Below are 21,159 nucleotides of genomic sequence, written 5' to 3'. Positions count from 1 at the left end.
GGCTTAAAGAGCGGGTACCACTCAGGCCTGCGGCGTTTCCGGCCGCGCGGTCGAGAGCCCGCCGGGCACCTGCAGCGTGGGCGTGATTTCCATGTGGCCCACGTTGACTGCAATGGGCGCCGCAATCGCGAAGGCGATGGCGTTCGCGATGTCCTCGGCCTTCGGCAGCTCGTAGCCTTCGACGAAGCGCTTGTGGGTTTCTTCGGAGTCGCCGTGCACGTGCGCGAAGATGTCGGTGGCCACGCGCCCCGGGCAGATCTCGGTCACCCGCACGCGCTTGCCGAAGACGTCGATGCGCAGCTGGCGCGACAGCATGCTCACGGCCGCCTTGGTCGCGTGGTAGGTGCTGTTGCCGCCGAAGTTGTAGGCCGCTGCAATGGAGCTGATGTTGACCACGTGGCCCCGGTCGCGCGCGGCCATGCCGGGCACCACGAGGCGGCACAGGTGCAGCACGGCGCGCAGGTTCACGTCGACCAGCAGGTCGATACCCTCGGCGTCGGCCTTGAGGATCGAGCCGGGGCGGTCCACGCCGGCGTTGTTGACCAGCACGTCGAACTCCACCTCCTGCGTGAGGCGGGTGATGCCGGCAAGGTCGCTCACGTCGATGGCGTGCGGAATGCAACCGGTGCGCTCGGCCAGCTCGGCCAGCTTGTCGGCACTGCGCGCCAGCGCATGGACTTTCAGGCCTTCCTTGCAGAGGCGTTCGACGACGGCGGCGCCGATGCCCGAGGAGGCCCCCGTCACCAGCGCGGTCTTGTAGTCAGAGAACGGCATCTTTGTTTCTTTCGTTGGAACTGGAGATCGCTGCGTTGAATTCACTGTATCGAGCGCTTCTTCGCGGCGCCAAGACGGATTGGCTGTGGAGCGATAAGCCGCCCTTATGTTGCCCCGTGCGCGTGCGCGCGACCTAGGGTAAGCACCATGTTCGACCTCCAGGCCGGCTAGTCCGATTGCTTGGAGATGGGCACCACGCGCCCCGCCTGCTCGACCACGCCGCGCACCGCGCGGGCCAGGTCCACCGCACCGGGCGTGTCGCCGTGCAGCAGGATCGAATGCGCGCGCATCGGGATCTTCTTGCCGCCGTAGCTGGTGACCGTGCCCTCCTCCAGCAATAGGCGCACGCGCGCCAGCACCGCGCCCTGGTCGTGGATTACCGAATCGGGCAACTTGCGCGGCACCAAGAGGCCGTCGTCGTCGCAGGCGCGGTCGGCCAGGAAGGTGGTTCGCACGCGCAGGCCGCAGCGCGCGGCGGCCTCCTCGATGGCGCGGCTGGCGGAAGAGCTGACGATGAGCGTCGGATCGAAATCCGCCACCGCGCGCACCAGCGGTTCGGCGAACGCGGCGTCGGCCGCGGCCATGTTGCCGAGCGCACCGTGAAAGCTCATGTGCGTCATGCGGTGGCCGGCGGTGCGCGCCATGCCGTCCAGCGCGCTCAGCTGGTAGAGAACGTAGGCGACGAGTTCCTTCGGCTCGATCTGCATCGGCCGGCGGCCGAACCCGAGCAGGTCCGGAAAGCCCACATGCGCCCCCACGTCGACGCCCCGCGCGCGCGCCATGCGCACGGTGCGGTCCATGATGACCGGATCGCCCGCATGGAAGCCGCAGGCCACGTTGGCGGAAGAAACGATGTCGAGCAGCGCCTCGTCCTCGCCCATGCGCCAGGGGCCGAAGCCTTCGCCGAGGTCTGCGTTCAGGTCGATGTCCATGGGGTGTCCTTCTCTCGTTCAGAGGGGGTGCAAGTCGACCAGCGGGGTGCCGTAGCCGACCGCAAGGCCGTCGGCCGCGTGGACGCCGTCGACGATGCCGGCCTGCGGCGCCGTCACGGGCAGCAGCAGCGGGCCAATCTTCAACAGGCCGACGGTCTGGCCGGCTTCTACGCGCTCACCGGTGCGCACCAGCGGCGCGGCGGCTAGCGGATGACTGTGCAGGAACACGCCGACGGATGGAGCGTTTACCGGCACGAGCACGGCTTCGATTTCGGCCACATCGACGGGCAGTTCCACGATGTCGTCGCCCCGCCGTCCGAGGCGCAGCGTGCCTTGCGGCGTGCGCAGTTCGAGCAAGCCGATGTCGGTGCCGGCCAGCCAGGCGGCCAGCTGCGGGGTGCGCAGTGCGGGGCCACCGGGTACTCCCCTCCGCGAATGTCCCCCGCCTTCGGCTCCTCCTTTATTTCGCTGCGGGGAGCACCCGGCGCCCTGTGCCCACTGAGCGCTGTCGTTGTGCTGGCTGATCAACGACTCTGAACAACGATCCCGTCGATGGGGTGCCTTGCGCAGCGAAATAAAGGAGGAGGCCGCAGGCCGGGGGACATTCGCGGAGCAAGGTACCCCGTCGGCGGGAGCGCGCCCCGAACAACGCACGTCAAACACAACGCGAAGAATCGAAAAGCAAGGTGTCATCTCAGCGCCTTCCAGCAGACACAGGCGCACCGCGGTGCAGTTCCACCATGCGCGCCACCTTGTCGAGCCAGGCGCGCACTTCGTCCAGAGCGGCCACGGCCTCGTCCCAGCCGGCTTCGATGAAACGCACGCGGCTGCCGATCGGCGCCTGCCCGAGGCGCCACATGTCGGCCTCGATCACCGTGCCGAACTTGGGATAGCCGCCCGAGGGCTGGGCGTCGCGCATCTGGATGATCGGCTGCCCGCTGTGCGGCACCTGAATCACGCCGGGCACGATGCCGTGCGAGCGCAGCTCCATCGGCGCGATGGGCCGCAGCGCCTCGCCTTCGAGGCGGTAGCCGTAGCGGTCGCTCTGCGAAGTGATCTTCCATTCGCTGGCCCAGAAGGCATCACGCGACGCGGGTTCGAAGCCCATGTATTCGGCCGCGGGCAGGACGCGCACAGACGCTACGCCATCGCGTTGCAGCGGTAGTGCGAGCGCGGGCGGCACCAGGCCGAAGCCGGTCTTGCAAGCCGCGCCCGCGCCCGCGGCGCGCAGCACGTCGCCCCGGCGCAGCGCGCGCCCTTCGTGGCCACCGAAGGCGCCGCGCAGCTGCGTGCTGCGCGAGCCCAGCACTTCGGGCACATCGACGCCGCCGGCCAGGCACAGCATGGCGCGGCTGCCGCGCTGCGCGCCACCTTGGGGCAAGCCCAGCGTCAGCACCTGCCCTGCCCGCGCCTGGTGAACCCACCAGGGCAGCAGCGGCTGGTCGTCCAGCCGGGCCGCGCAGTCCGCACCGGTCAGTGCGAACGCGCAGTCTTCATCGAAGCGCACCTTGAAGGGAAACACCGGCACTTCGATGGCGGCCGCATCGAGCGCATTGCCCAGCAGCAGGTTGCCGGCCGCGAGCGCCAGGTTGTCCATGGCGCCCGAGGTGCCGACGCCCCAGCGCAGGCTGCCGGTGCGCCCCAGGTCCTGCACGGTGGCGAGCGCCGCCGAAGAAAGCACCTCGATCATCGGACGATGCCCTCCACGCGGAAACGGATCATGTCGCCCGGCTGCAGCGTCGCGGGCGGGTCTTGCGCCGGATCGAAGAAGGACATCGCGGTGCTGCCGATGGTGTTCCAGCCGCTGGGCCCGGCCGAGGCCGACACGCCGGTCTGCGCGCCGCCGATCGACACCGCGCCGCCCGGAATGCTCAGCACCGGCACCTTGCGCCGCGGCGTGGCGATGCGCGCGTCCATGCCGCCGAGGTAGCAGTAGCCCGGATGGCTGCCGAGCGCATACACCGGGTAGAGCGGCGCGCTGTGCAGCTCGACGATCTGCTCGATGCTGAGGCCGGTGTGGGCCACCACGTCGGCCATGTGCGGACCGCTCGCGCCGCCGTAGACCACGGGCAGCTCGACCACTCGGCCTTCCCGCGGCCGCGCGACGGCTGCGTCCCACGCATCGCGCAGGCGCGCCTCCAGGGCTTCGAGCGCACCGAGGCCGCGCGGCGGGCGCAGGAAGGTCAGCATCAGGTTGTTCATGCCCGGCACGGCTTCGCGAATCTCCGGCCAGGCCTGGGTCTCGTGCGCCAGCGCCCAGATGCGCTGCTGCGAGTTCAGGTTCATCTCGCCGGGCGCCTCGAAGAGCAGCGCGGTCGTGCCCAGCAGGCTGATCGACGGCCGTTGGGCGGTGGTCATGCCGCGCCCCTTTGCTGCAGCCAGCGTTCGAGGTGACGGATGTCCACGCCGCCGACGGCAAAGCCCTCGTCGCGCAGCAGTTCGCGGTGCAGCGGCACGTTGGTGGCGATGCCGTCGATGCGCATCTCGGCGAGCGCCAGGCGCATGCGGTCGAGCGCATCGGTGCGCGTGGCGCCGTGCACGATCAGCTTGGCGATCATCGAGTCGTAGTAAGGCGGCACGCGGTAGCCGGCGTTGGCATGCGAATCGACGCGCACGCCGAAGCCGCCCGGCACCTGCCAGCCGGTGATGCGGCCGGGCGCGGGCGCGAAGGTGTCCGGGTTCTCGGCGTTGATGCGGCACTCGATCGCATGGCCCTGGCATCGCACATCGTGCTGCGCCAGCGAAAGGCGCTCGCCGCGCGCCATGCGCAACTGCTGCTGCACGATGTCCACCCCGGCGGTCATCTCGGTCACCGGATGCTCCACCTGCAGGCGGGTGTTCATCTCGATGAAATAGAACGCCCCCTTCTCGTAGAGGAACTCGAAGGTGCCCACGCCGCAATAGCCGATCTGCCGGCAGGCGGCCGCGCAACGCTCGCCCACCTCGGCCATCAGCGCGTCGTCGATGCCGGGCGCCGGCGCCTCTTCGATCACCTTCTGGTGGCGGCGCTGCAGCGAGCAGTCGCGGCTGCCCAGCCACACGGCGTTGCCGTGGCTGTCGGCCAGCACCTGGATCTCGACGTGGCGCGGGTGCAGCAGGAACTTCTCGATGTAGACCTCGGGGTTGCCGAAGGCCTGGCGCGCTTCCTCGCGCGTCAATGCCATCGCGTTCAGCAGCGCCGCTTCGTCGTGCACCACGCGCATGCCGCGCCCGCCGCCGCCGCCCGCCGCCTTGACGATCACCGGGTAGCCGATCTCGCGGGCGATGGCCTGCACGGCGGCCGGGTCTTCAGGCAGCCCTTCGTCGGGCCCCGGCACGCAGGGCACGCCGGCCTTGCGCATCGCGCGCTTGGCCGAGACCTTGTCGCCCATGGTGCGGATGCAGGCGGCGCTGGGGCCAATGAAGACCAGGCCGGCCTGCTCCACGCGCGCGGCAAAACCCGCGTTCTCCGACAGGAAGCCGTAGCCCGGATGGATGGCCTGCGCCCCGCTGACTTCGGCGGCAAACAGGATGGCGGACTGGTTCAGGTAGCTCTGCCCCGGCGCGGAGGGCCCGATGCACAGCGCCTGGTCGGCCTGCGCGACATAGCTGGCTTCGCCATCGGCCTCGGAATGCGCGACCACGGTTCTGAGGCCCAGGCCGCGGCAGGCGCGCAGGATGCGCAAGGCGATCTCGCCGCGGTTGGCAATGAGGACGGTATCGAACATTGCGCGGCTTTCCTCAAGCGAAGCGGAACAGGGGCAGCCCCGCATCCACTTCCTGGCCCGACTGCACCAGCACGGCCTGCACGGTGGCGGCAGCATCGGCGCGGACTTCGTTGAACATCTTCATGGCCTCGATCACGCAGAGCACCTGCCCGGCCTCGACGGCCTGACCCGGCTGCACGAAGGGCGGCTCGCCGGGGGCGGGCTGCAGGTGCACCACGCCGTAGAGCGGCGCGAGACATTCGGCCGGGGCGGCCTCCGGCAGCGCCGGTTCCGCGGACACCGCGGCGCGCGCCTGGCGCGCTGCGGCCGGGCGCCGCGCGGTGGGCGCGGCCGCCAGCGCCGACTGCTTCACCAGCCGCAGCGTGCTGCCGTCTTCGCTGTACTCCAGCTCCGCAAGATCCGATGCGGCGAGTGCGTCGATGAGCGTCTTGATCTGTTCCTGCTTCATGCCGGGCCTGCCTGTGGCGACAGAACATCCTTGGTGGCCGACGCATTCCGCGAACGCGTGACGGCAGGCATGAAAGGTAACGGGCCGCGGGCGCAAAGCCCAAGACGGAATGGCTGTGCCGGGATAAGGCCGGCTTATGACGGCACGTTACGACAGCGCGGCAAGACCGGGTTCGGGCGTGGCCGCAAAGGTGCCGGCGAGGTCGACCACCAGCTCGAGCAGGATGCTCTTCACCGCCTGCGCCGGCTCCGAGAGCGGCAGGTGGTCCGACTGGCACAGCGCCAGCGGCGCCTCGATGACCGGGTCGACGATCTGGAATTGCCAGGCACCGCAGGAAGCCACCACTTCGCGCGCCATCGACGCCGGCAGGATGGTGGCGCCCAGCCCGTCGGCGATGGCCGCCGTCAGGGTGAAGGCCGATTCGATCTCGGCCACTACGCGCGGCACCATGCCCGCACGCACGAAAGCCGCATCGACCAGCTTGCGCACCACGTTGTAGGGGCGCGGCAGAAAGAGCTCGATGTCGCGCAGGTCGGCCAGCTTCACCGGTTGCGCCGGCGCCGGCATCGCGGCCGGCCCGACCAGGAACAGTGGCTCCTTGAGCAGCGGCTGAAAGCTCAGGCCATGGATCGCCTTGTCGCCGTAGAGCACGGCCAGGTCCATGCGGCCGTTCATGATGAGCTCGCTCAGCGTGGTGCCGTAGTTCTCGTTCAGGTAAAGCAGGATGCCGGGGTGGCGGGCGCGCACGGTGCGCAGCAGCGGCAGCGAGAGCGCCGAGGCCGCCGTGCCGGGCGCAAGACCCACCGACACCTGGCCCGAGAGCCCTTCGCCGGCCGCTTCCATGTCTACGCGCGCCTGCTCGCACTGGCGCAGGATGATCTGAGCATGCCGGTACAGCACCTTGCCGGCCTCGGTGGGCGTGACGCCGCGCTTGGTGCGCACGAGCAGCTGCTGGCGCACCTCGCCCTCGAGCGTGGCCAGTTGCTGGCTCAGCGCCGGCTGGGCGATGAAAAGAACTTCGGCTGCCTGCGTCAGGCTGCCGATGTCCACGATCTTCACGAAATATTTGAGGCGTCGCAGGTTCACGCGGTGTCCCCAAGCAAAAGCCGAGCCTAGCACCGCGCCTGTGCGGCAGGTATAGGCGCTCACCATAAGCTGCGCCTATACGACCAGTGAAAAGTCGTCTTGGCCTCGCCTGTTCGATCTGCGTACCGTTCGGTCCATGCAATCCCAGACACAGGAAGTCACGTGACCACGTCCCGCATTGCCGCCCGCGTGCGGCGCATCAAGCCCTCGCCCAGCACATCGGCCGCCGACCGCGCCAACGAGCTGCGCCGCCAGGGCAAGTCGATCGTGAACCTCGTGGTGGGCGAGCCCGACTTCGACACGCCACCCCACATCCGGCAGGCCGCGGCCGCCGCCATCGAGCAAGGCGCGACGCGCTACACGCTGATGGCCGGCACGGTGGAGCTGCGGCAGGCCATCGTCGCCAAGCTGGAACGCGAGAACGGCCTGCGCTATGGGATGAACGAGATCATCGCCACCAGCGGCGCCAAGAGCGCGATCTACAACGCCTTCGCGATCACGCTGGAGCCGGGCGACGAGGTGATCATTCCCGCGCCCTACTGGGTGTCGTACCCCGACATGGTGCTGGCCTGCGAAGGCACGCCGGTCACCGTGGCCTGCCCCGAAGCCAACGGCTTCAAGCTGACGCCCGCGCAGCTGGAGGCCGCGATCACGCCGCGCACGCGCTGGCTGCTGATCAACTCGCCCAGCAACCCGACCGGTGCCAGCTACACGGCTGACGAATACCGCGCGCTCGCCGCGGTGCTGCAGCGCCATCCGCACGTGATGGTGATGACCGACGACATCTACGAGCACATCCGCTTCGACGGCCAGGCCACGCCGCATCTGCTCGCGGTGGCGCCCGCGCTGCGCGAGCGCACGCTGGTGGTCAACGGCGTCTCGAAGACCTATGCGATGACGGGCTGGCGCATCGGCTATGCGGCGGGGCCGGCGGATCTGGTCCAGGCGCTGGACACGCTGCTGTCGCAGTCCACCGGCAACTGCTGCTCGGTGAGCCAGGCGGCCGCCGCAGCCGCCATGAATGGCGACCAGGGTTTTGTGGCCGAGAGCGTGGTGGTCTACAAGCAGCGCCGCGACCGCACGCTCGCGCTCATCAACGACATCCCCGGCCTGCGCTGCATCCCGCCACCCGGCGCCTTCTACCTCTACATCCACTGCGGCGGCCTGATCGGCAAGACCACGCCCCAGGGCAAGCGGCTGGAAGTAGACAGCGACGTGGTGATGTACCTGCTCGAAAGCGAAGGCGTGGCCGTGGTCGCGGGCACCGCCTATGGGCTGTCACCCTACTTTCGTCTTTCCATCGCCACCGCCATCGAGACGCTGGAAGAAGGCTGCGCGCGCATCGCGCGGGCCGTGGCCGCCCTGCGCTGAAGCGCCCCTGAATTGCCGAGGACAACACCCATGCCCTACAAAGCCATCCGCAAGAATCCGTCGGCCCCGCAAGTGGCGCCGGAGATCATCGCCGCGCTGCACGATATTCCGGTCGCCGCGCTGAGCGACAACATGCACCGCAACATCGGCAGCGTCGGCCTGCAGCCCTACCACCGCCCGGGACACAAGACCATGGCGGGCACGGCCGTCACCGTGAAGACGCGCGGTGGCGACAACTTCACGATGATGCGGGCCTTCGAGTTCTGCCGCCCCGGCGACGTGCTCGTCATCGATGCGGGCGGCGACGTGACCAATGCGGTGATCGGCGGCATCCTGTCGTTCTATGCCGCGACCATCGGCACCGTGGGCGTGGTGCTCGACGGCGCCATCCGCGACGTGGCCGAGATCCGCGAGCGCGATTTTCCGGTGTACGCGCGCGGCGTCAACCACCGCGGCCCGTACAAGGACGGTCCGGGCGAGATCAACGTGCCCGTCTCGGTGGGCGGCATGGTGGTGAACCCTGGCGACATCGTGGTGGGCGACCAGGACGGCCTGATGGCCTTCACACGCGACGAAGCCGAGCTGCTCATCGAGAAGGCCCATGCGCACCTGGCCACGGAGGCCCGCACGATCCAGGCCATGAAGGAAGGCCGGTGGGACCGCTCCTTCCTCGATGCGCTGGAGGCCCGCTGCGCCAACTGAGGCGCAACGGGGCGCACCTCCCGCACGGCTGTCAGTCTGTGCGAAGCCGTCAGTCGTCGGCAATCACGACTTCTTCATCTGATCCCGCAGCTGCTTGATCTGATCGTGGTTGCGCTTGGCGCCTTCGGACTGCTGCTGGATCACGGCGCGCACGTCGGCCGGCAAGTCGGCCTTGAGCGCCTTGCGATAGCGCGCGACCGCGGCGTCTTCACCGCGTTCGCATTCTTCAAGCATCGAGAGCGCGCTGTCTGCGCCCACCGATCCCTTCACGTGCACCCAGCCGCGGTGCATGGCACCGGTCACCGTTCCGCCATCGTCGGGCGAACCGCCAAAGCGACGGATGAGTTGGACCAGTTCTCCGGCCGCCTTGGCGCAGTCGGCCGAACGGCTCTGGAAAACCTGCTTGAGTTGTGGCGACTCGACCTCCTCGGCACAGGCGCGGAAGCCGTATTCGCCGTCGCGCGAAGTTTCAAGCAGGTCGTTCAGCACCTCGACCACGTCGGTGTTGGTGGCGGTGTCGGCGGTGTTCGTGTAATTGGCCATGTCAGGACTCCTTCATAGGCCTCGTTGAAATGAGGCGGGTTGGAAAATCGCCAGCAAAAAGTGCTGCCGCAGAGCAAGCCGCGATGCGCTGGTCTTCGTTCAAAAACCAACCATGCTCCGCGCATACGGTGAGGTGCGTAGGAAAGCGGCGCATCTTCGGGGCCAGCAATTCGCTCGCAGGCATGCCACCGTCGCGGGAATGCTGTGACTGCCTACAAGGGCGCGCCGGCAGTGCGCGAGAAAGGAGGTCCTGCAGCTTTCTTTTTTCGAGGAATCCTCCATGGCCCCGCATTCATCGCGCTTTGTCTTTCGTCATTTGAAATACGGCCTCGCAACGGCTGCCCTGCTCGCCATGGCGGCCGCGCCCCTCACCGCAATAGAAGAAGAGGTATGCCTATGACTTCCACCACGCAAATCGACGGCCGCATCGTGGGCGATGTCGCGTTTCGTGCGGGCGATGGCCCGCAGCTGAAAATCCCCAAGGGCAATGTCCAGATCCTCATGGCGGACGACAGCGTCGTGCTCACCTGGACGGAGAACGGCCAATCGCTCACCGCTGCCATCCCCAAGATCGAATTCGACCGCTACATCCAGGAGGGCGCCGTCGTCCTGGGACGGGGCTGACAGCGTTCTTCAAACCCGCGCACTGTCTGCGCGGGCCCGCTCGTCATTCCTCGCGGATGCTGCTTGCGCGCGCGTCGAGCGCCTGCGCATAGGAAGCGGCTTCCTCGCGTGACATGGAGGCTTCCAATTCGGCCAGTTCGAGCCGCTCGAAATCGTAAGAAATCCATTCGAACAAGTGGGACTTCGGCATGTCGCCCATGCTTTCGCTGTCGCTCCACGCCTGCAGGCGCGTGGGCGCGCTTTCCAGCAGCATGCGCAGGTAAAGCGCCCGCGCAATCTTGATCGCTGCGATCTGGCGTGGATCGTCGAACAGGAGCCGCAACTCCGCGAGCACCCGCTCCCAGTGCAGCACGCGCTGATGCGCATCGTCCATCACCATGTCGGACGACGAAAGCAATTCCACTCTCTCATGCCTGGCGCGAATGAATTCGCGTGTGATGCGGGCATAGGCAAGCTGCTGGAGACTCTGCAGAGCGCATTCAAGGGGAGGGCCATGCATGCGTTTCACGCCGGGCTTCGCCTCAGTCGGGCTCGTCGCCGGCGTCCTCGGTTTCGTCTTCTTCGATTTCGGCATCGGCAAGCTGATCCGGCCTGCCCGCGTACGGGTCGTCGGGGGACGCGGGCACGATGCCGATGCGGTCCGGCAGGATGTCCGCATCGGGCGCGGACGGCGGAGTGTCCGCCGAGGCCCGCTCGCCGGTGCCCTCCGCATCGGTGCTGCTGTCGTGCGCGATCGGGATGGCACCTTCCGCGGCGTCTTCGGGAATGGCGGTGCGTTCGCGCGACGTGCGCACGTCGCTTCCGCTGTCGCTCGTGTCGCTGGGCCCCAGGCTGTCGACGTCCGTTCCCTTGGGTTCCATGGGCGGATAGTCGCCGCCCAGGATGCTGCTCGTGGCCATGGCTTCCTTCGGTGGTTAAAAGATGGATGGGATCGAATGCCACACTGAGCATTCGCAAGGCGGTGCGGCGTAGGAAACGGGCGCATCCGGGCAGCAGCCATTCGCGGAGATTCAGTTCGCTCGCTGCGTTCGGCGAGACAAGCGCTGTGTTGGCGCGAGGCGACGGGAGCTTGGGCTCTCTTCCTACGCGGCAGGTCGGCATGGCCGATAGCCTGAATGGGTGAGCCGCAGCGCCGCAGCGCTCCACCGGCTCCACCGTCCTCAACCCCACAAGCAGAAGACCAATGAAGAATTTCCGCTACCTCCTGATCGCTGGCGCAGTCGCGCTCGGCGCCTGCGCCAACACATCGACCCCAACTACCTCGACCGCGACGGCCGACAACCGGCCCGATCCCACGATCCTGCTGGTGCCTATCCGCGTGGAAGACCCGGCGCTGGCTGCCGGCTGCTGGGCCCAGTTCTATACCGGGCGCGACTTCAAGGGCGACATGCTCACGCTGGTGGGCCCCGCCGAAGTCCAGAGCATGGACAAGGGCACCGCCAGGCAGCTCAAGCGCGACATCGACAGCGTGAGCGTCGGCCCGCGCGCGACGCTGCAGGTGTACGAGCACGCGATGTTCCGGGACCGCACGGTCAACTTTCCGGCCAACAGTCGCGAAGGCGGCTTGACGCGCAAGCTGGGCTTCGGTGGCCGCATCGAGGCCATGAAGCTCAACTGCTCCTGAAGCGAACGATCAACAAGAAAGAGTAATCAGCCGCTGCGCAGCTGCGCGCGGCTCAGGCCTGCTGCGCTTCGGTCAGCGCCTGCGCGGCCACCACCGCCTCGGTGCGATTGCGCACGTTGAGCGCGCGGAAGATCGCCGCCAGGTGGATCTTGACCGTACCCTCGCTGATACCCAGGCTGCGGCCGATGAGCTTGTTGGGCTTGCCCTGCGACAGCAACTGCAGCACCTCGACCTGGCGCTCGGTGAGCACGCTGCGCAAATGCTCCAGCGTTGCCGACGATGCGCCTGCGGAGCGCGCTTCGCCGTTCTGCGTGGGCGCCACGCCGGCTACGATGCCCGGCGGCAGCGCCGTCAGCATCATGGGCGGCACGTAGACGCCGCCGGCCAGCACCAGCCGCACGGCCGACAGCATGACCTCGGGCGAATAAGCCTTGGGAATGAAGCCCAGCACACCGCGTTCAAGCGCACTGCGCATGATGGCCGGGTCTTCGTAGCCGGAAAGCACGATGACCGGCACGGCCGGATGGCGGCGTCGGATTTCATCGATGTGGGCCTGGCCGTCGGCGCCGGGCATGTTGAGATCGATCAGGGCCAGGTCGAGCTCGTCGGTGGCGCCGGCAAGCAGTTCGTCGACGCTCATCGCCAGGACGAACTCGATGCCGGGCTCGAGCTCCGACAACTTGGCCTTGACCGCCTCGATGACGAGCCGGTGGTCGTCGGCGATCAGAATTTTCATGGCATGTCCAGTCCCAGCGTGCGTTGATCTCAGCGGAAGCCGAAGATACCGGCGATTGCGTCGCGCAGCAAGGCCGGTTTGCCCGACGAACGGCATAGACCCCAAGCGATATGGCGCCCGCCGCGCAGCGTTTGGAAGAATGAATGCCTATTCGAAGGAACCGGGGACATGGGCATGTGCCATCGCTGCAGACGCCGGTGCAAGGCATCTTTCGCCATGCAAGCGCAGTGAACGGACGCGGTTCATGGCCCGGCTGCTCGACTGTTTTTCGATATTCGTTTCATTCGGCCTTGCTCTCGACGCATCGATTGCCACTGGCCGCAATACGCTCTCGCACGAGGCCGCGCAGCAACAGGCACGCCGATTGCTGGACGCGGCGCGCGCCTGTGCCATGGCATCCCTCTCGCCCGCCGCGCAGGTCGAATCGGCGGCCTTTGCCATGGTGGCCTGGATCGACGAGATCCTGGCGCGCCATCCCGGCGCCGCAGGCAGTGCCGCGCCGCTGCAGGTGCAACTCTTCAATTCGAACAACGCGCACAGCGAGTTCTTTCATCACCTGTCGGCACTGACCGCCGAGGACGACGAGGTGCGCGAGGTCTACTGGCATGCGCTGGTGCATGGCTTCAAGGGCCAGTATTACTTCGAGGACGGCGACCGGGGCGAGCTTGGCAAGCTGAAGGACCTGCACGCGCGCCAGCTGCGGCTGCGGCCACTGGCGCTTGGCAGTCTGGTGCAGGACCGCATCACGCCTCAACCCTACCGCGTGGCGGACCCGCCCGGGCCGCACGACACGCAGCGCCGTGACCGTGCATTGCTGCGCGCCAGCGCCGCGCTCGCGCTGCTGTTGCCGCTTGTCTACCTGCTGTGGTGGCTGTGGCCGGCCGGGCCAACGGCGGTGGAGCCGAGCCTGGGCCAGCGCATCGAACAGCACTTGCAGAGCTATGCCTGCGCCGACCTCGCGGCCGCCCCGGGCAAGGACGGCAAGCTGCGCGTGAGCGGCTTCGTCTCGCTGCCCGCGGACCTGAAAAGAGTCGAGCACGAGGTGGCCGCGATGCCCGGCGTCAACTCACCCGAGTTCGACGTCGAGCTTCGCCTGTGGCCCCACTGCGAGGTGTTCGCCATCCTGAAGCCCTACCAGCTGCGCAACCGCGACAAGGCTTATGGGCTGGACGTGGAAGCCCCTACGGCCCGGAACGGCCAGCTCCGCGAAGGCGACACCGTTGGCGTGCAGATCGCGGCGCCCAACCACGATAGCTACCTGTGGGTCGACTACTACACAGTCGACGGTTCGGTCATGCACCTGAACGCCGGCCAGGTGGCCACGCGGCTGCGCGCCGGCGAAAAGCTCGAACTGGGTCGCGAGGTGCCCTCCAGCTGGCTCGTCGGCCCGCCCTTCGGCAGCGTGCTGATCACTGTGCTCTCGTCCCCCACGCCGTTCAACGAAACGGCCGACCGGCCGCCGTTCGAGCTGGCCTCGGCCTATCTGCTGCGCCTGCGCGAGGCGTTGGCGGCCAACAAGGGTGGCGACCGGCTGATCGCGGACTTCGTCTCGCTTCACACCGCCGCGCGCTGAGAAGATCCGCCACACCGTCGCAATGACCGCAGCGCTGTCGCCCACCCACCTCTTCTTGCTGCTGCTGTTGCTGTGCCTGATCGGGTTCATGCTGCTGTACGGCACCGTGCGCGATGCGGGCCGTGGCGCGCGCCGGCGTGCGCTGCGGCGGCGCATCGATGCCCAAGGCCCAACGGCCGCCGAAACCGACGAGGCCGCCATCGAAGCCGTGCGCGATGCCATGTCGCAGGCACGCCAAGCCCTGCGCCAGCCGGCGCGGCAACGCAGCACCCCGGTGCCGTGGTTCCTCTTCCTGGGCGACGCGGCGGCCAATCTGCCGGGCCTGCTGGCGGCGGCGCATGCCGAGCGGCTCGTGCCTTCGGGCGGCGAGCCTTTCAGCGAACCGTATTGGCGCTGGTGGCTCAATGGTTCGATTGCGGCCATCGAACTCCATCCAGCGGCGGTCAGCGAATCGGCCGCGGCGCCGCACACGCGCGGCCTCTGGCTGCAGGCGCTGCTGGCGCTGGCCGAGCGGCGCGACCGCCTGCCGCTCAACGGGCTGGTGGTGTGCGTCGCCGCGAGCGAGCTGCAGCGCGCGGACCCCGGAACGATGAAGCCGCTCGCCGCCCGGATGCGCCGCCTGCTCGAAGAGGCCGGCGACACCCTGCGCCTGCAGTTGCCGATCTACCTCGTCGTGACCGGCCTCGAACAGCTGGGCGGCTATGCCACGCTGCGCGGCGCGCTGCCTCCCGAAGTGCTGGCGCAAGCCATCGGGCACCGGCTGGCCGAGCCCCATGGCGGCAACGACGCGGCAGCCGCGCGGCTGGATGCCTTGTTTGACCCCTTGGCGCAGCAGCTGCATGCGCTGCGCATGGCGCTGCTGCGAGAGCAGCCGAGCGCATCGGGCCGGCTTGCGATCCATGAGTTCATCGAGGCGATGCGTGCGCTGCAACCCGCGCTTCGCCAGGTTGCCGATGCCTTGTTCGAGAGCCATGGCCGCGGTTCGCGCGGCCCGCGGTGGCGCGGCCTCTATTTCACGGCCGCCGCATCGGACGCGGCCGGCGGCGCGTTCACGGCCGACCTGTTCGGACGCTTCCTGCCCGCCGACCAACCGCTGGTGCGGCCTGGCCGCCCGCCGAACGCGAGCGCGCCGCCGCCATGAACAGGCTACTTGCTCTCGACGCGAATCTGGCGGGCGCCGAAGGTCACCGTCATGGCCTGGGCCTTGCCGGTTTGCACGGGGCGCACTTCGCGCCAGCGCGCACGGTCCAGATCACGGAACGCCGCCATCACGCCGATGGCCTTGGCATCGGGCGGCAGGGTGAGATCGAGCTTGCGGGTTTCGCCGGGTCGCAACAGCATTTCTTCGCGCTGCACGAGCTCCGCACCCAGCGTGGCCTGGTCTTTTTCGAACAGCGAGAAGAAGTCCGCGCCTTCGAACGGGCCGGGCGACTTCAATGCATACACGCGCACCGTGAGCGGCGAGGCGCGGCCGCGCGCATCGGGGTTGGCATCGGCACCTGCAACCAGCGTGATCGACACCGTCGTGACCACAGGTTTGGGTGCGCAGCCCGCGAGCAGGACGCCAGCCAACACCAGACCGAAGCCCAGTGCCAGGCGCCGCGGAACCGCGGCAGGAGTGCGTCCATAGGACGAATGGTGTGTACCCAGCGTGCGCATGCTATTCCCTTCGTTGCATTGACCGGTTCCGACGCATCTTTGATTATCACCAGCCAACTCGAACAGGCAACATGCTGACCAACGAACTAGTCGAAGCCCTGCTCACGCCCATCGGCGAGGCATCGCCGTGCGGCGACGACCTGGAGTACGACGCCGCCTTTACCGCGCTCGCGGCGTCCTCGCAGGGCAAGCCCGAGCAGCAGTTCGGCGACACCGTCATACCTGCGGTGGAACCGGAGTGGCGCGACGTGGCCGAGCAGTCCGACGCCATCCTGCGCCGGAGCAAGGACGTGCGCGCCGCGGTGCTGCTGCTGCGCGCCTCCACGCGGCTGCAGGGCGTTGTTGGTTTCATTGCAGGCCTTCAATTGCTGACGGGCCTGTTCGACCGCTTCTGGGACGGCATACATCCAACGCTCGATGCCGACGACGACAACGACCCCACGATGCGCCTCAACGCACTGGCGCCGCTGTGGGACGAGAACATGGTGCTGCGCGACCTGTACGACGCCCAGGTGGGCGTGGCACCCGGCGTCGGTCCGATCCGCGTGCGCGACATTGCCATTGCGCACGGCGCGCTGAATGCCGTGGGCGGCGAAGCCACCTATTCGATGTCGCAGATTCAGGGCGGCCTCGAGGCGATCCAGGCTCACCAACCCGAACGCCTGCAGGCCGCGATGGAAGTGCCTGCGCTCGTCGAGAAGCTGCAAGCGCTGCTGGTCGATCGCACCGGCCGCTCCGACGCCATCAACTTCGGCGCATTGCGTGCCATCGGCCGCGTCCTCGCCAAGGCCTGCGGCGCCGCCTCCGGCGTGGCCGACGCGGGCGAAGCGTCTGCGGCGGACGAAGGCACGGCGTCGCAGGGCGCAGGCGACGGTGCGGCCCGGCCCGCGGCCATGCGCGGCGAGATCCAGAACCGCCAGGATGCGCTTCAGATGCTCGACCGCGTGATCCGCTATCTCGAACAGGCCGAGCCCGGCAACCCGGCGCCGCTCCTGATCGAACGCGCGAAGAAGCTCATTGGCGTGAGCTTCCTCGAGATCATGGCCAACCTCGCGCCCAACGCGATGGACACCATCGAGAACGTGACCGGCAAGCGCCCGTCCGAATAGGTCGACCCCTCTCTTTTCAGTTCACCGACTCATCCCATTCATTCCCGCAAGGAGCATCGCCATGGCCAAGAGCAGTCAGAAATTCATCGCCCGCAACCGGGCGCCACGCGTGCAGATCGAATACGACGTGGAACTCTACGGTGCCGAGAAGAAGATCCAGCTGCCGTTCGTCATGGGCGTGCTGGCCGACCTGTCCGGGAAGCCGGCAGACCCGCTCGCCTCGGTGGCGGATCGCAAGTTCCTGGAGTTCGACGTCGACAACTTCGACTCGCGCATGAAGGCAATGAAGCCGCGCGCCGCCTTTGCGGTGGAGAACTCGCTGACCGGCGAAGGTGACCTGAAAGTCGAGCTCACCTTCGAGAACATGGAGGATTTCTCTCCCGCCGCTGTCGCCAGGAAAGTCGGCGCACTCAACAAGTTGCTCGAAGCACGCACTCAGCTGTCGAACCTCGTGACGTACATGGACGGCAAGGGCGGCGCGGAAGACCTGCTCGCCAAGGTGCTCGAGGACCCGGCGCTGCTGCAGACGCTGGCCGCCAGCAAGAAGCCCGACGACAGCGCGCCTGCCGCCTGACCCATTTTCGCCAGACACACCGGACCACGAGGAGAAACACCATGGCCGACGCACTCGAACAACAGAGCGCACTGAAAGACGTTGCCTATGCGGGGAGCGACTTTTCGTCGCTGCTGCAAAAGGAATTCAAGCCCCGCAGCGACGAAGCCAAGAGCGCCGTCGAAGCCGCGGTGCTCACGCTCGCCCAGCAGGCGCTGAGCAACAGCACCGTGATCGGCAAGGACGTGACCAAGTCGATCCAGGCGATGATCGCCGCGATCGACGCCAAGCTCACCGACCAGGTCAACAAGGTCATTCACCACCCCGATTACCAGAAGCTCGAGAGTGCATGGCGCGGCCTGCACTACATGGTGAACAACACCGAGACCGACGAGAACCTCAAGATCCGGGTGATGGACATCTCCAAGCAGGAGCTGGCCAAGAACCTGAAGAAGTTCAAGGGCGCGGCGTGGGACCAGAGCCCGATGTTCAAGAAGATCTACGAACAGGAATACGGCCAATTCGGCGGAGAGCCCTTCGGCGCCATCGTTGGCGACTACCACTTCGACCAGAGCCCACCGGACGTGGAACTGCTCGGCGAGATGGCCAAGATCGCCGCCTCCGCCCATGCGCCCTTCATCACCGGCGCGAGCCCCAACCTGATGCAGATGGAATCTTGGCAGGAGCTCGCCAATCCGCGCGACCTGACCAAGATCTTTCTCACGCCCGAATACGCCGGCTGGCGCAGCCTGCGCGAGTCGGACGACTCCAAGTACCTGGGCCTGTGCATGCCGCGCTTCCTCGCGCGCACGCCTTATGGCGCCAACACCAATCCGGTGGAGGAGTTCGACTTCGAGGAAGACACCGCCGGAGCCGATCACAGCAAGTACGCCTGGGCCAACGCGGCCTATGCAATGGCGACCAACATCAACCGCTCGTACAAGCTCTATGGCTGGGGCTCGCGCATACGCGGCATCGAGTCGGGCGGCGCGGTGGAGAACCTGCCGCTGCACACCTTCCCGAGCGACGACGGCGGCGTAGACCAGAAGTGCCCCACCGAGATCGCGATCAGCGACCGGCGCGAGGCCGAGCTCTCCAAGGCCGGGCTGCTGTCGATGATCCACCGCAAGAACTCCGACTTCGCGGCTTTCATCGGCGCGCAGTCGCTGAACAAGCCCGCGGAATATGACGACCCGGACGCCACTGCCAATGCCAACCTGGCGGCACGCCTGCCCTATCTCTTTGCCTGCAACCGCTTTGCGCACTACCTCAAGTGCATCGTGCGCGACAAGGTCGGCAGCTTCAAGGAGCGCGAGGACATGCAGCGCTGGCTCAACAAATGGATCATGAACTACGTCGACGGCGATCCGGCCAATTCGTCGGAGATCACGAAGTCGCAAAAGCCGCTGGCGGCCGCCGAAGTGGTGGTGGAAGAGGTCGAAGGCAACCCGGGCTACTACACGTCCAAGTTCTTCCTGCGTCCGCACTACCAGCTCGAAGGCCTCACGGTCTCTCTGCGGCTGGTCTCCAAGCTGCCTACGGCCAAGGGCGCCGGCTGAAAAGTCCTTCGGATTTTCTTGAAATTCCCGATTCCGTTTCGTTCTCTCAGTAGCTGCCGCGCATCGGTCCTGTTTACAAGTTGCCGACAGCCTTTGTCTTCATCTCGATCATTAACCGCCCGAACCCAATCGGGCCTCAAGGAGTAGGAACATGTCATCTGACTTTCACATCAAGCTCGACGGCGTCAAGGGCGAGGCTTCCCACAAGGATCACAAGGACGAGATCGAGATCTCGTCGTGGTCCTGGAACGTGAGCAACGCATCCGGCGCAGGCTCCGGCGGCGGCTCCGGCAAGGGCAAAGCCACGCCGGGCGAGTTTCACTTCACGCACGCCTACGACAAGGCCTCCCCGGTGCTGGCCAAGAACTGCGTGAGCGGCAAGCACTTCAAGGACATGGTCATGACCTGCCGCAAGGCGGGTGAAGGCCAGCAGGAGTACCTCAAGGTCACGCTCAAGGAAGTCTTCATCGCCCTGGTGGGCCCCGGCGGCGCGCAGGGCGGCGACGTGCAGGAACAGGTGTCCTGCTCGTTCAAGGACATCGAGTTCGCCTACAAGGCCCAGGACGACAAGGGCGCGGGCGGCGGCGAAGTCAAGTTCGGCTGGAACGTCGCAACCACCGAGACTCGCTGACGGACGACGGACCCGCAGGGCACGGCATCGGGCGCGCCAGTGCCCGATGCGGTTTCCACGCGTCCTCACCGGAGCAATGCAATGGCATTCAGCACCCCACTCATCGGCCGCAGCGGCGCGCTGCTCACCACCTACAACATCGACTGGTCGGCCGGCCGGATCGGTTCCAACACACGTGAAGACGTGATGCTGGTGCAGGCGCTGTTCAAGATCTTCTACTACGAGCTGCTCGGCTTCAACCACGACATGGACCCGCCTCCGGGCCAGACCGAGGTGATTGCCGTGGACGGCTACTACGGGCCGGTCACGCAGAAGCACATCACGCACTTCCAGACGCAGTTGATCGCGCGCGGACAAAAAGTACTGCCGGACGGCATCTTCGATCCGTTCCGGGAGCCCGGCTCGTCCAGCACGGTCAGCAAGACCCGCTACGCGCTCGACCTGCTCAACAACGGCTGCGCCAACTGCTGCAAGGAACAGGGCATCGACAACTACACCAACCTGCCCAACCGCGAGGACATGCCGGCGCTGCTGCGCAACGCCCTGAAGCGGGTGAAGAAGACGGCGAGCAAGTACGCCTACTCCTAGGTCGCACTCCAAAAAATCGACAAAGGCCCGAAGCGATCGTCCGGATGGACGAAAGCTTCGGGCCTTTTTTCCTTTCCCGCTACGGAAGGAAAGGATCAGGAATCGGCCTGCGCGACGTTCTCTGGCAGCAGCCGCGTCACATCGTCGCCCTCGTCCCCGATCACCCACAGCGTGAGCGCCGTGTAGTTGTCGTGGCCCGGCTTGGCGTTGGCCCTCACCTTCGCGTCGATCAGCTCGGTCCACTGGCTGGGCGTGCGCGAGGCATGCAGCGTGTCGATCAGGCACTCGTCGCCCAGCGGCTCCCACACGCCGTCGCTGCACAGCAGCAGCACGTCGCCAGGCAACAGGCGCATGCGGTCGGACACCGCGATGTCCGGCGCCTCCTCGATCGAACCCAGCGCGGACAGCAGCATGTTGCGCTGCGGATGCAGGCGCGCGCCTTCTTCGTCGAGCATGCCGCCGGCCACCATCTGCTGCACGAGGCTGTGGTCGGTGGTTCGCGCCACGATGGCGCCGCCGCGGAACAGGTAGGCCCGGCTGTCGCCGCTGTGCACCCAGGCCAGCGCCTCGCTCTCCAGGTCGATGGCCGCGAAGACAACGGTCGAGCGCATGCCCGCGAGCTTGCCGCCCTCCGCCTGGCGCGCCACCACGTCGCGGTTGGCCTGCTCGACCAGCGCACGCAGGCTCGCTTCGTCCAGGCTCGGCATGCCCGAGAAGCCGCCCAGCGCGCTGCTGCGCACGGTGGCCGCCGCCACGTCGCCGCCGCCGTGCCCGCCGGCGCCGTCGGCCACCAGGCAGGCGACATAGCGATCGTCGTGCCAGTGACCGTAGACGTCCTCGTTGTAGCTGCGGCCGCCCTGTCTGGACAGCGTGACGATTTCGATTTCCAAGCGGATGCCTCGCGTTAGCTGATGCTGTCGTAGTTGTGCTTGAGGACGAC

25 protein-coding genes are annotated in these 21,159 nt (G+C 67.3%); 11 read left to right on the top strand and 14 right to left on the bottom strand.

The features are described 5' to 3' along the window. Positions 1-21: 21 nt before the first annotated feature. From ASC78_RS11960 to nac, 8 genes are all read right to left on the bottom strand, one after another. Positions 22-774 carry an SDR family oxidoreductase gene (locus ASC78_RS11960; RefSeq protein ID WP_055801149.1) on the bottom strand — a complete coding sequence of 251 codons (753 nt, stop codon included), beginning with the start codon at positions 772-774 and terminating at the stop codon, positions 22-24. A 167-nt stretch (positions 775-941) separates the two neighbouring features. Then, entirely contained in the window at positions 942-1,706 is a 765-nt protein-coding gene (locus ASC78_RS11955; protein ID WP_055801147.1) for a LamB/YcsF family protein, read from the bottom strand. 18 nt (positions 1,707-1,724) lie between these two features. Then, positions 1,725-2,234: an acetyl-CoA carboxylase biotin carboxyl carrier protein gene (locus tag ASC78_RS11950; RefSeq protein ID WP_235505067.1), complete on the bottom strand. Its 510-nt coding sequence runs from the start codon at positions 2,232-2,234 to the stop codon at positions 1,725-1,727. A 166-nt stretch (positions 2,235-2,400) separates the two neighbouring features. Then, positions 2,401-3,396, bottom strand: coding sequence for a biotin-dependent carboxyltransferase family protein (locus tag ASC78_RS11945; protein WP_055801144.1), 996 nt, complete (start codon positions 3,394-3,396; stop codon positions 2,401-2,403). Then, a complete protein-coding gene (pxpB, locus tag ASC78_RS11940) occupies positions 3,393-4,064 on the bottom strand; it encodes a 5-oxoprolinase subunit PxpB (RefSeq protein WP_055801140.1) in 672 nt (223 codons plus the stop codon). Before pxpB ends, ASC78_RS11945 begins: the two co-directional genes overlap by 4 nt. Then, the gene (gene accC / locus ASC78_RS11935; RefSeq protein ID WP_055801136.1) at positions 4,061-5,413 is read right to left on the bottom strand and encodes an acetyl-CoA carboxylase biotin carboxylase subunit; all 1,353 of its coding nucleotides are present in this window, start codon (positions 5,411-5,413) and stop codon (positions 4,061-4,063) included. Before accC ends, pxpB begins: the two co-directional genes overlap by 4 nt. Before the next feature lie 13 nt (positions 5,414-5,426). After that, positions 5,427-5,861 (bottom strand): acetyl-CoA carboxylase biotin carboxyl carrier protein, encoded by a 435-nt coding sequence (locus ASC78_RS11930; RefSeq protein ID WP_055801133.1) that lies wholly within the window; start codon positions 5,859-5,861, stop codon positions 5,427-5,429. Between the two features lie 147 nt (positions 5,862-6,008). Continuing rightward, complete coding sequence (nac, locus tag ASC78_RS11925) at positions 6,009-6,947, bottom strand: nitrogen assimilation transcriptional regulator NAC (RefSeq protein ID WP_055802116.1); 939 nt, start codon at positions 6,945-6,947, stop codon at positions 6,009-6,011. A 162-nt stretch (positions 6,948-7,109) separates the two neighbouring features. Here nac and ASC78_RS11920 point away from each other — a divergent pair, with 162 nt between their 5' ends. Next, positions 7,110-8,318 (top strand): aspartate transaminase, encoded by a 1,209-nt coding sequence (locus tag ASC78_RS11920; RefSeq protein WP_055801129.1) that lies wholly within the window; start codon positions 7,110-7,112, stop codon positions 8,316-8,318. Between the two features lie 30 nt (positions 8,319-8,348). Next, positions 8,349-9,020, top strand: a complete 672-nt coding sequence (locus ASC78_RS11915) for an RraA family protein (protein WP_055801127.1) — start codon at positions 8,349-8,351, stop codon at positions 9,018-9,020. A 63-nt stretch (positions 9,021-9,083) separates the two neighbouring features. Here ASC78_RS11915 and ASC78_RS11910 read toward each other — a convergent pair whose 3' ends face one another. Next, entirely contained in the window at positions 9,084-9,563 is a 480-nt protein-coding gene (locus tag ASC78_RS11910) for a ferritin-like domain-containing protein (protein WP_055801124.1), read from the bottom strand. A gap of 396 nt (positions 9,564-9,959) precedes the next feature. Between ASC78_RS11910 and ASC78_RS11905 the strand changes: the two genes are divergently transcribed. After that, positions 9,960-10,187: a hypothetical protein gene (locus tag ASC78_RS11905; protein ID WP_055801122.1), complete on the top strand. Its 228-nt coding sequence runs from the start codon at positions 9,960-9,962 to the stop codon at positions 10,185-10,187. 43 nt (positions 10,188-10,230) lie between these two features. Here ASC78_RS11905 and ASC78_RS11900 read toward each other — a convergent pair whose 3' ends face one another. Together ASC78_RS11900 and ASC78_RS11895 are read right to left on the bottom strand one after the other, a co-directional pair. After that, positions 10,231-10,590, bottom strand: coding sequence for a hypothetical protein (locus ASC78_RS11900; protein WP_235505066.1), 360 nt, complete (start codon positions 10,588-10,590; stop codon positions 10,231-10,233). A 118-nt stretch (positions 10,591-10,708) separates the two neighbouring features. After that, positions 10,709-11,086: a hypothetical protein gene (locus ASC78_RS11895; RefSeq protein WP_055801116.1), complete on the bottom strand. Its 378-nt coding sequence runs from the start codon at positions 11,084-11,086 to the stop codon at positions 10,709-10,711. 284 nt (positions 11,087-11,370) lie between these two features. Between ASC78_RS11895 and ASC78_RS11890 the strand changes: the two genes are divergently transcribed. After that, positions 11,371-11,811 carry a hypothetical protein gene (locus ASC78_RS11890; RefSeq protein ID WP_055801114.1) on the top strand — a complete coding sequence of 147 codons (441 nt, stop codon included), beginning with the start codon at positions 11,371-11,373 and terminating at the stop codon, positions 11,809-11,811. A gap of 52 nt (positions 11,812-11,863) precedes the next feature. On the opposite strand, the gene ASC78_RS11885 is transcribed toward ASC78_RS11890, so the two are convergent. Further along, complete coding sequence (locus tag ASC78_RS11885) at positions 11,864-12,547, bottom strand: response regulator (protein WP_055801111.1); 684 nt, start codon at positions 12,545-12,547, stop codon at positions 11,864-11,866. Positions 12,548-12,791: 244 nt separating this feature from the next. On the opposite strand from ASC78_RS11885, the gene ASC78_RS11880 reads away from it, so the two are divergent. Together ASC78_RS11880 and ASC78_RS11875 are read left to right on the top strand one after the other, a co-directional pair. Next, positions 12,792-14,120: a DotU family type IV/VI secretion system protein gene (locus ASC78_RS11880; RefSeq protein ID WP_055801108.1), complete on the top strand. Its 1,329-nt coding sequence runs from the start codon at positions 12,792-12,794 to the stop codon at positions 14,118-14,120. A 22-nt stretch (positions 14,121-14,142) separates the two neighbouring features. Continuing rightward, positions 14,143-15,261, top strand: coding sequence for a type VI secretion system protein (locus ASC78_RS11875; RefSeq protein ID WP_055801104.1), 1,119 nt, complete (start codon positions 14,143-14,145; stop codon positions 15,259-15,261). 5 nt (positions 15,262-15,266) lie between these two features. Here the strand turns inward: ASC78_RS11875 and tssJ are convergent, their stop codons facing one another. Continuing rightward, positions 15,267-15,779, bottom strand: coding sequence for a type VI secretion system lipoprotein TssJ (tssJ, locus tag ASC78_RS11870; protein WP_055801101.1), 513 nt, complete (start codon positions 15,777-15,779; stop codon positions 15,267-15,269). 71 nt (positions 15,780-15,850) lie between these two features. Here tssJ and tssA point away from each other — a divergent pair, with 71 nt between their 5' ends. From tssA to ASC78_RS11845, 5 genes are all read left to right on the top strand, one after another. Beyond that, positions 15,851-16,888 carry a type VI secretion system protein TssA gene (tssA, locus tag ASC78_RS11865; protein WP_055801098.1) on the top strand — a complete coding sequence of 346 codons (1,038 nt, stop codon included), beginning with the start codon at positions 15,851-15,853 and terminating at the stop codon, positions 16,886-16,888. 61 nt (positions 16,889-16,949) lie between these two features. Next, positions 16,950-17,462: a type VI secretion system contractile sheath small subunit gene (gene tssB, locus ASC78_RS11860; RefSeq protein WP_055801097.1), complete on the top strand. Its 513-nt coding sequence runs from the start codon at positions 16,950-16,952 to the stop codon at positions 17,460-17,462. 41 nt (positions 17,463-17,503) lie between these two features. Further along, positions 17,504-19,000: a type VI secretion system contractile sheath large subunit gene (tssC, locus tag ASC78_RS11855; RefSeq protein WP_055801093.1), complete on the top strand. Its 1,497-nt coding sequence runs from the start codon at positions 17,504-17,506 to the stop codon at positions 18,998-19,000. A 151-nt stretch (positions 19,001-19,151) separates the two neighbouring features. After that, the gene (locus ASC78_RS11850) at positions 19,152-19,631 is read left to right on the top strand and encodes an Hcp family type VI secretion system effector (protein ID WP_055801090.1); all 480 of its coding nucleotides are present in this window, start codon (positions 19,152-19,154) and stop codon (positions 19,629-19,631) included. Between the two features lie 81 nt (positions 19,632-19,712). Continuing rightward, positions 19,713-20,219: a peptidoglycan-binding domain-containing protein gene (locus ASC78_RS11845; RefSeq protein WP_055801085.1), complete on the top strand. Its 507-nt coding sequence runs from the start codon at positions 19,713-19,715 to the stop codon at positions 20,217-20,219. A gap of 95 nt (positions 20,220-20,314) precedes the next feature. Here ASC78_RS11845 and ASC78_RS11840 read toward each other — a convergent pair whose 3' ends face one another. Continuing rightward, on the bottom strand, positions 20,315-21,109 hold the full coding sequence (locus ASC78_RS11840; protein ID WP_055801082.1) for a PP2C family protein-serine/threonine phosphatase: 795 nt from the start codon (positions 21,107-21,109) through the stop codon (positions 20,315-20,317). Between the last annotated feature and the right edge of the window lie 50 nt (positions 21,110-21,159).

Origin of the sequence: Variovorax sp. Root318D1 (assembly GCF_001424835.1) — a bacterium.
GTDB lineage: Bacteria > Pseudomonadota > Gammaproteobacteria > Burkholderiales > Burkholderiaceae_C > Variovorax.
The sequence above is the reverse complement of the archived record's forward strand: the minus strand, read 5'-3'. Positions and strand labels throughout refer to the sequence as shown.

What these genes read in the sequence shown, in the direction of transcription:
- ASC78_RS11930 (WP_055801133.1), bottom strand. Translation starts at nt 5,861, where the DNA reads ATGAAGCAGGAACAGATCAAGACGCTCATCGACGCACTCGCCGCATCG.
- ASC78_RS11915 (WP_055801127.1), top strand. Translation starts at nt 8,349, where the DNA reads ATGCCCTACAAAGCCATCCGCAAGAATCCGTCGGCCCCGCAAGTGGCG.
- ASC78_RS11880 (WP_055801108.1), top strand. Translation starts at nt 12,792, where the DNA reads ATGGCCCGGCTGCTCGACTGTTTTTCGATATTCGTTTCATTCGGCCTT.
- ASC78_RS11960 (WP_055801149.1), bottom strand. Translation starts at nt 774, where the DNA reads ATGCCGTTCTCTGACTACAAGACCGCGCTGGTGACGGGGGCCTCCTCG.
- ASC78_RS11890 (WP_055801114.1), top strand. Translation starts at nt 11,371, where the DNA reads ATGAAGAATTTCCGCTACCTCCTGATCGCTGGCGCAGTCGCGCTCGGC.
- tssB (WP_055801097.1), top strand. Translation starts at nt 16,950, where the DNA reads ATGGCCAAGAGCAGTCAGAAATTCATCGCCCGCAACCGGGCGCCACGC.
- pxpB (WP_055801140.1), bottom strand. Translation starts at nt 4,064, where the DNA reads ATGACCACCGCCCAACGGCCGTCGATCAGCCTGCTGGGCACGACCGCG.
- ASC78_RS11845 (WP_055801085.1), top strand. Translation starts at nt 19,713, where the DNA reads ATGGCATTCAGCACCCCACTCATCGGCCGCAGCGGCGCGCTGCTCACC.
- ASC78_RS11910 (WP_055801124.1), bottom strand. Translation starts at nt 9,563, where the DNA reads ATGGCCAATTACACGAACACCGCCGACACCGCCACCAACACCGACGTG.
- ASC78_RS11850 (WP_055801090.1), top strand. Translation starts at nt 19,152, where the DNA reads ATGTCATCTGACTTTCACATCAAGCTCGACGGCGTCAAGGGCGAGGCT.
- tssA (WP_055801098.1), top strand. Translation starts at nt 15,851, where the DNA reads ATGCTGACCAACGAACTAGTCGAAGCCCTGCTCACGCCCATCGGCGAG.
- ASC78_RS11885 (WP_055801111.1), bottom strand. Translation starts at nt 12,547, where the DNA reads ATGAAAATTCTGATCGCCGACGACCACCGGCTCGTCATCGAGGCGGTC.
- ASC78_RS11945 (WP_055801144.1), bottom strand. Translation starts at nt 3,396, where the DNA reads ATGATCGAGGTGCTTTCTTCGGCGGCGCTCGCCACCGTGCAGGACCTG.
- ASC78_RS11905 (WP_055801122.1), top strand. Translation starts at nt 9,960, where the DNA reads ATGACTTCCACCACGCAAATCGACGGCCGCATCGTGGGCGATGTCGCG.
- ASC78_RS11895 (WP_055801116.1), bottom strand. Translation starts at nt 11,086, where the DNA reads ATGGCCACGAGCAGCATCCTGGGCGGCGACTATCCGCCCATGGAACCC.
- tssC (WP_055801093.1), top strand. Translation starts at nt 17,504, where the DNA reads ATGGCCGACGCACTCGAACAACAGAGCGCACTGAAAGACGTTGCCTAT.
- ASC78_RS11955 (WP_055801147.1), bottom strand. Translation starts at nt 1,706, where the DNA reads ATGGACATCGACCTGAACGCAGACCTCGGCGAAGGCTTCGGCCCCTGG.
- ASC78_RS11875 (WP_055801104.1), top strand. Translation starts at nt 14,143, where the DNA reads ATGACCGCAGCGCTGTCGCCCACCCACCTCTTCTTGCTGCTGCTGTTG.
- accC (WP_055801136.1), bottom strand. Translation starts at nt 5,413, where the DNA reads ATGTTCGATACCGTCCTCATTGCCAACCGCGGCGAGATCGCCTTGCGC.
- tssJ (WP_055801101.1), bottom strand. Translation starts at nt 15,779, where the DNA reads ATGCGCACGCTGGGTACACACCATTCGTCCTATGGACGCACTCCTGCC.